5 protein-coding genes are annotated in these 6,623 nt (G+C 60.8%); 3 read left to right on the top strand and 2 right to left on the bottom strand.

The window, feature by feature from the left end:
• Positions 1-1,889, top strand: a 1,889-nt coding sequence (locus Q0216_RS00670; RefSeq protein WP_298592082.1) for an AMP-binding protein, incomplete at its 5' end; no start/stop codon positions are given.
• A 159-nt stretch (positions 1,890-2,048) separates the two neighbouring features.
• Here Q0216_RS00670 and Q0216_RS00665 read toward each other — a convergent pair.
• Positions 2,049-3,137: a C4-dicarboxylate ABC transporter substrate-binding protein gene (locus Q0216_RS00665; protein WP_298592080.1), complete on the bottom strand. Its 1,089-nt coding sequence runs from the start codon at positions 3,135-3,137 to the stop codon at positions 2,049-2,051.
• A 233-nt stretch (positions 3,138-3,370) separates the two neighbouring features.
• On the opposite strand from Q0216_RS00665, the gene Q0216_RS00660 reads away from it, so the two are divergent.
• Complete coding sequence (locus Q0216_RS00660; protein ID WP_298592078.1) at positions 3,371-4,222, top strand: transcriptional initiation protein Tat; 852 nt, start codon at positions 3,371-3,373, stop codon at positions 4,220-4,222.
• 120 nt (positions 4,223-4,342) lie between these two features.
• Here the strand turns inward: Q0216_RS00660 and Q0216_RS00655 are convergent, their stop codons facing one another.
• Positions 4,343-5,458: a zinc-dependent metalloprotease family protein gene (locus Q0216_RS00655; RefSeq protein WP_298592076.1), complete on the bottom strand. Its 1,116-nt coding sequence runs from the start codon at positions 5,456-5,458 to the stop codon at positions 4,343-4,345.
• 280 nt (positions 5,459-5,738) lie between these two features.
• Here Q0216_RS00655 and Q0216_RS00650 point away from each other — a divergent pair, with 280 nt between their 5' ends.
• Complete coding sequence (locus tag Q0216_RS00650) at positions 5,739-6,599, top strand: transcriptional initiation protein Tat (RefSeq protein ID WP_298592073.1); 861 nt, start codon at positions 5,739-5,741, stop codon at positions 6,597-6,599.
• Positions 6,600-6,623 lie beyond the last annotated feature (24 nt).

The following is a 6,623-nucleotide window of genomic DNA, read 5'->3' as shown; positions in this document are numbered from 1 at the left end:
TCAACGTCGCCTACAACTGCGTGGACCGCCACGTGGAGGCGGGCCGCGGCGACAAGGTCGCCCTCTACTTTGAGGGTGAACCCGGCGACCGTGAAGCCATCACCTACGCCGAGCTGCAGCGCCGCATCGCGAAGGCAGCGAACGGTCTGCTGTCCCTGGGCGTGCGCAAGGGTGACCGCGTGGTCATCTACCTGCCCGTCATCCCCGAAACCATTATTTTCACCCTCGCCTGCGCGCGTATTGGCGCGATCCATTCCCTCGTGTTCGGTGGTTTCTCCGCCGAGGCGCTGAAGTTCCGTGTGGAAGATACCGGCGCGAAGGTGCTCATCACCACCGACGGCCAGAACCGCCGCGGCAAGGTCGTTCCCGTGAAGGTGAACGCTGATGAGGCATGCTCCGGCGAGAACAACATTGAGCACGTGATCGTGGTGGACCGCACCAGCGCCTCCGACCCGGTTGCGCACGCCGCTGTGCCGTGGACTGAGGGCCGCGACGTCTGGTACCACGACCTGGTGGACGATCAGCCGGACACCCACGCCTACGAACTGCACGACGCCGAGGATCCGCTGTTCATTATTTACACCTCCGGCACGACCGGTAAGCCCAAGGGCCTGGTGCACACCATGGCAGGCTACCTGGTGCAGACCGCATACACTCACGCGTTGCTGTACGATCTGCTGCCGGATTACGTGGACGAGAACGGCGTGCTACGCCCCGACGAGCTGTCCGTGGTCAACGACCCGCAGAAGGTGGAGTCCACCGTTCACTGGTGCACCGCCGACCTCGCCTGGGTGACCGCGCACACCTACGAAATTTACGGTCCGCTGGTTAACGGTGTCTCCGAGGTGATTTATGAGGGTACCCCGAACACCCCGCACTACGGCCGCCACTTTGAGGTCATCGAACGCTACGGCGTGACCAACTACTACACCGCGCCGACCCTGATTCGTTCGCTCATGGGTGCGTTCCCGAACGGCCCGGAGCCCGGCAAGTACGACTTCTCGACCGTGCGCCTGCTCGGTTCGGTGGGCGAATCCATCAACCCGGAGGCATGGCGTTGGCTGCGTCAGCACGTGGGCGGCGGCACCGCGGCGTTCATCGACACCTGGTGGCAGTCGGAGACCGGTTCGACCGTGTGCTCCCCGCGTCCGCACGACCCGGCGTTCGCGCCCGAGGGCACCTACCTGGAGGGCACCCCGCACTGCACTCCCCTGCCCGGTTGCGCTACCCGCGCCGTTCCCGGCGTGTCCACCCGCGTGGTGGATGAGCACGGCGACCCGGTCGAACCCGGTAAGCAGGGCTTCATCGTGGTCGATAAGATTGGCCCGTCGATGGCTCGTACCGTGTGGCAGAACCCGCAGCGTTACTTGGATTCCTACTGGCGTCACTACGGCGAGCGCGGCTGGTTCCTCGCTGGCGACGGCGCGAAGGTAGACGAAGAGGGTAACGTGTATATCCTCGGCCGTATTGATGACGTGATCAACATTTCGGGTCACCGCCTGTCCACGATTGAGATTGAGTCGGCGCTGGTGACTCACCCGGCGGTGGTTGAGGCTGGTGTCTGCCCCGTGGAGGATGAGCTGACCGGTCACCAGGCGGTCGCCTACGTGACGCTCACCGATGAGGGTAAGGTCCTGACTGAGGATGAGTTGAAGGCGGCGCTGACCGCGCATGTGCGTGAGCACATTGGCCCGATTGCTAAGCCGAAGGATGTTGTGGCGGTTGCCGATATCCCGAAGACTCGTTCGGGTAAGATTACTCGCCGTCTGCTCGGTGAGCTATACCAGGGCCGTTCTTTGGGTGATGTTTCTTCGCTGCAGAATGAGGAGGCGCTGGGCCACATCGCGCAGGTGCTGGTGGATACCGGCCGCGTGGTCGAGGCTGTCTAGGCTCTGTTGTTGAGCTGAGCACTGTGCTGAGCTGAAAGCTGCATAGAGTAAAGGTGCGGATACCGAATGATGATTCGGTATCCGCACCTTACTATTTTACTGAGCTGACAAGGCTCTTTGTCGGCGGGCTCTCTATCAGCGGGGCGCCGACCAGTCAGCCTACTTAATCAGACCCAGCGAACGAGCGTGCTCGGCGGTAATGCCGCTCGGTTCAATGTGCTCGGGACCCTTGTCCTTCTCCGGGTTTTCGGTTGCCTGGAAGCGGATCATCTTCAGATCGTTTGCCGCACCCAGGTTCGTGATCAAGCCGTCACCGTTCAGGTCCACAGACACCGGCTCGGTGTCAATCTTGCCGTTGCCGTTGAAGTCAATCGGCTGGTCGGCGGGCTTGCCCTTGTAGAGCATACCGGCAGCACGAGGGCCAAAGCCGCGCGCCTCGTACAGCTTCGCCTCGTTGAGCATGCGGTACTCGGCGGTGGAGTAGCCGAAGTAGCGGCTACCGTCAGCCATGGGCACGCCGGTGAGGGTGTACTGGTAGTTCATGACGCTGTAGTAGTTGGGCTTGTAGTTGATTTCGTCCCAGCCGCCGTGGCTCAGGGCGAGGTTGTGGCCGAGCTCGTGCACGAACACTGCCACGCGGATGTCGCTGCTTGCCTTGCCCCAGAAGTGCGGGCCGACGGTGACCATAAAGTTACGACCGCCGAAGTTAGCGATACCGGAGGAGTAGCTGTTGTCGTAGTAGTCGCCCCAGATCATGTAGTGGAAGGTGCCTTCGCGGGCGGGGTTGAACTTACCTTCGGTCGCCTTGATGCGGTGGAGCGCCTTAAATTCGCTGTCGAGTTCCTGGTAGCTGATTTCGTTGCCGCCGCCGAGGTTGTACTTGGCGCTGCGGGCGTCACCGGCGTCCAGGTGGATGTTGATGCCGGTGGTGCCGTCGGGGTTGCGCAGGGGCAGGTCGGCGTAAATCTTGGTGATGCGGTCCAGTTCGTCTTCGCTGGGCAGCAGGCCTGCCATGTAGTCCATCTCGACAAAGATGTCCTTGTGGTTAGGGCTTGCGCCCATTGCGGGGAAGTCGACGTCGATTTTGCCGTCGCCGTCGGCGTCGTAGCCCTTCAGTTCCCAGGTGTTGGGGATGCCGTCGCCGTCGATGTCGGCGCTGTAGGCGTTTGCTGCGGGGGCTGCGATAGTGCCCAGGCAGAGCACTGCGAGGGAGGCAAGCGTGACGCGTGCGCTCTTCATAAATGCCATGTTGTGTTCCTTAAATGTGTGGTGACCGGTGGTGTTTCTGTGGAGTTTTCCGGGAGGACGTTCTCCTCGGTTTCCATGATGCTCCCGTTTCACTCGTTAGGTGAGCTGGGTGCCGTAATGTTCATACATTGAGGTAAAAGTTGAGATAATTTTGAAGATGAGCTGAATTACATTAGAGTATCAGTAATTCAAATCACATGCATCACCACATTCTTTACAACAAGAGAGATCCTATGACTTCTTCCTCGAATACCACTAACGGTCTGAACCGCCGCGCCCTCATCAAGGGTGCCGCATGGAGCACCCCCGTCATCGCAACCGCAGCGGCGGTACCCGCCTACGCGGCATCCACCGATGCGCAGGAAACCCCGACCCTGAGGTTCGGTGTCTTCACCCAGGCGTTCAACTCGAACCCCGCCAACGACTTTGATACCCGCTACGGCCTGGACTCCTACACCGTGCAGGTACCCAACATCACCGCGACCTCCACCACCCCGCAGAGCGCCGGCGGCGGCACCTTCACCCCCGGCGGTAGCGTCGGCGCAGGCCTGTACGGTGGCGCGGGTCTGTGGATTTCCGCACCCATTAACTCCAAGGGCGAGTTCCAGGGCAGCACCTGGCTGTACCCTCTGTCGCACCTGCAGGTGACCTTCGAGTTCACCTTCCCCACCGCAGAGGACGTCACCGACCCGCTGCTGTGGGACACCGAGAACGACGTTGAGATCCCGGCACTCGCCAAGAGTGCGGGCGGCGCAAAGACCAACAACCCCACCGTGGCTGCGTTCAACGGCATCGCATACACCGCGAAGTTCTACGAGCCGACCATCGAGGACAACGTCTGGACCGGCGTGCTGGACATCCGCACCTCCGACTACCTGGAAGCCACCGCAAAGGACGGCGTGAGCTACGCGCAGGTGCTGGCTTCGCTGGTTCCGGTGTACTTCACCGAGGTGACCTCCAGCTACACCCTGACCACCACCGCTCAGATCACCAGCGGTAGCGTCGCAATGCAGCTGACCGAGGGCGGCGAGTACACCTTCCAGGATCTGGCTGGTTTGAGCGCTTCGGCAACCATTAGCCGCTAAGGGGTAATCACCCGCTAAGGTAGCGAGCATAAACGAGGGGCCCGGCATCCGTTATGGATACCGGGCCCCTCGCCCTGTTTAAGGCTCAGCGTATCGGTTACCGCCGACAGTCGCTAAAGGCTAGTCCTTCGCGGGAACCAGACCCTCAGCGCGAGCGTACTCAGCAGTCATTTCGTTGTCTTCAATCTCGCCGGAGAGCTCCGCCTCGGGAGAGTACACACCCTGCTGAACTTCCTTGCCCTCAGCCTGCAGCTTCAGGGTCTTCAGGTCGTTAGGCGCGGTCAGCACGGTCTTCTTGTCGTCACCGTTAATGTCAGCTTCAACCGGCGCATCGTCAATCTTGCCGTTACCGTTGAAGTCGATAGCTTCCCACGCGGGCTTGCCGTTGTAGTAGAAACCGTAGGCGTTACGACCGAAGCCGGTCTTCTCGTCCAGCTTGGTTTCGTCCAGATCCTTGTAGGCACGGGTCGAGTAGCCGAAGTACTTCGTACCGTCCGCACGCTCCAGACCACGCAGCTGGTAGCGGTAATTCATGATGCTCATGTAATTCGGCTTATAGTTCACGCTGTCAGTGCCACCGTGACGCAAGCCGAGGTTGTGGCCCAGCTCGTGCACGAAGGTTGCCACGCGAACATCGGAGGTTGCGGACGTGCCCCAGAAGCGCGGGCCGACGGTCACGACGAAGCCGCGGCCGCCAACCCAGCCCTGACCGGAGGATCCGGTATCACCGTGGGAGTCGCCCCAAATCATGTAGTGGAAAACACTGCGACGGTTCGAATCCATATTTGCGAGGTAGAGATCACCCCAACGTTGCATCTTACCGTCCAGCTGCTCGTGGGCGATTTCATTACCGCCGCCCAGGTTGTACTTGGCACTACGGGCGCTGCCGGCATCCAGGTGAATGTTAATGCCGGTGGTGCCGTTGGGGTTGCGAATCGGCAGCTTCGCATAGATTTCGGTAATGCGATCGAGCTCATCCTCGCTGGCGAGCAGGTCGGGCATGTAGTCCATCTCCACGAAGATGTCCTTCTTCAGCGGGTTGGCGCCCATGCCGGGGTAGTCCACGTCTACCTTGCCGTCGCCGTCGGCGTCGTAGCCCTTCATTTCCCATGTGTTGGGGATGCCGTCGCCGTCAATATCGGGGTTGTACGCCTGGGCTGCGGGGGCTGCGATAGCGCCCAGGCAGAGTACTGCCACGGAGGCAAAGGCAATACGTGCGCTCTTCATAAATGCCATGTGTTGTCCTTGTGAATTCTGCGGTGTTGCGTATGTGGTGGCGCCGAGTCCACCCAGCTCAAGGCTCCAGATTTAAAGTTCCGGCACAGGTTTAGGGGAGGATGAGGCGCCGTTGTATAGTGTGCCCAACTCCACGCATGATTTTCACTGCATACGTGTGCATGTTGAAAATCCTGTGGGGAAGTTAGGGTAGTTTTGAAGATGAACTGAATTACACCACAATAGCAGTAATTCACATCACAGGCATCACCGCATTCACAAAGCTTCAGAAAGACACCCTATGACTTCTTCGCAGCCCTTGAACACCACCGACAGCATGAACCGCCGCACCCTCGTCAAGGGTGCCGCGTGGAGCACCCCCGTTATTGCGGCAGCCGCGGCTGTCCCGGCGTACGCATCCTCCATCGACTCTGAGATTCCGACCGTCAAGTACGGCGTTTTCACCCAGGCGTTCAACTCGGACCCCTCCAACGACTTTGATACCCGCTTCGGTCTGGACTCCTACACCGTTCAGGTTGCTAACGCGACCGCGACCTCCACCACCCCGCAGAGCGCCGGTGGCGGCACCTTCACCCCCGGCGGTAGCGTCGGCGCGGGCTTGTACGGTGGCGCGGGCCTGTGGTTCTCCGCCCCGATCAACTCCAAAGGCGAATATCAGGGCAAAACCTACCTGCAGGGTGGCGCGACCCTGCGGGTGACCCTCAAGTTCACCTTCCCCTCCGCCGACGAAATCATCGAGCCGATGCTCTGGGACGCCGGCGAGACCATCGAAATCCCCACGCTGAAGTACAGCGAGGGCGGCGCGAAGACCAACAACCCGGCGCTAAACGCATTCAACGGCGCCGACCTGACCGTGAGCTTCAACGAGCCGGTCATTGAGGGCAACACGTGGACCGGCACCATGACCGTGACGACCAGCACGAACGACTCCGCAACCGCACCTGCTGACGGCGCGATTCGCTACGGCCAGATTCTGGCGTCTCAGGCTCCGGTGTACCTCACCGAGGTGACCTCCAGCTACACCCTGACCACCACCATCACCGTTATCAGCGGCACCCTCGCCCTGGAACTGACCGACGGCGGTGCGCAGACCTACCAGGACATTTCCGGTCTGACCGCTTCGGCAACCATTAGCCGCTAAAGGCACGAACATCAATGAGGGGCC

Origin of the sequence: uncultured Rothia sp. (assembly GCF_937976295.1) — a bacterium.
Taxonomy (GTDB): Bacteria; Actinomycetota; Actinomycetes; order Actinomycetales; family Micrococcaceae; genus Rothia.
This window is presented reverse-complemented; position numbering and strand designations above follow the sequence as displayed.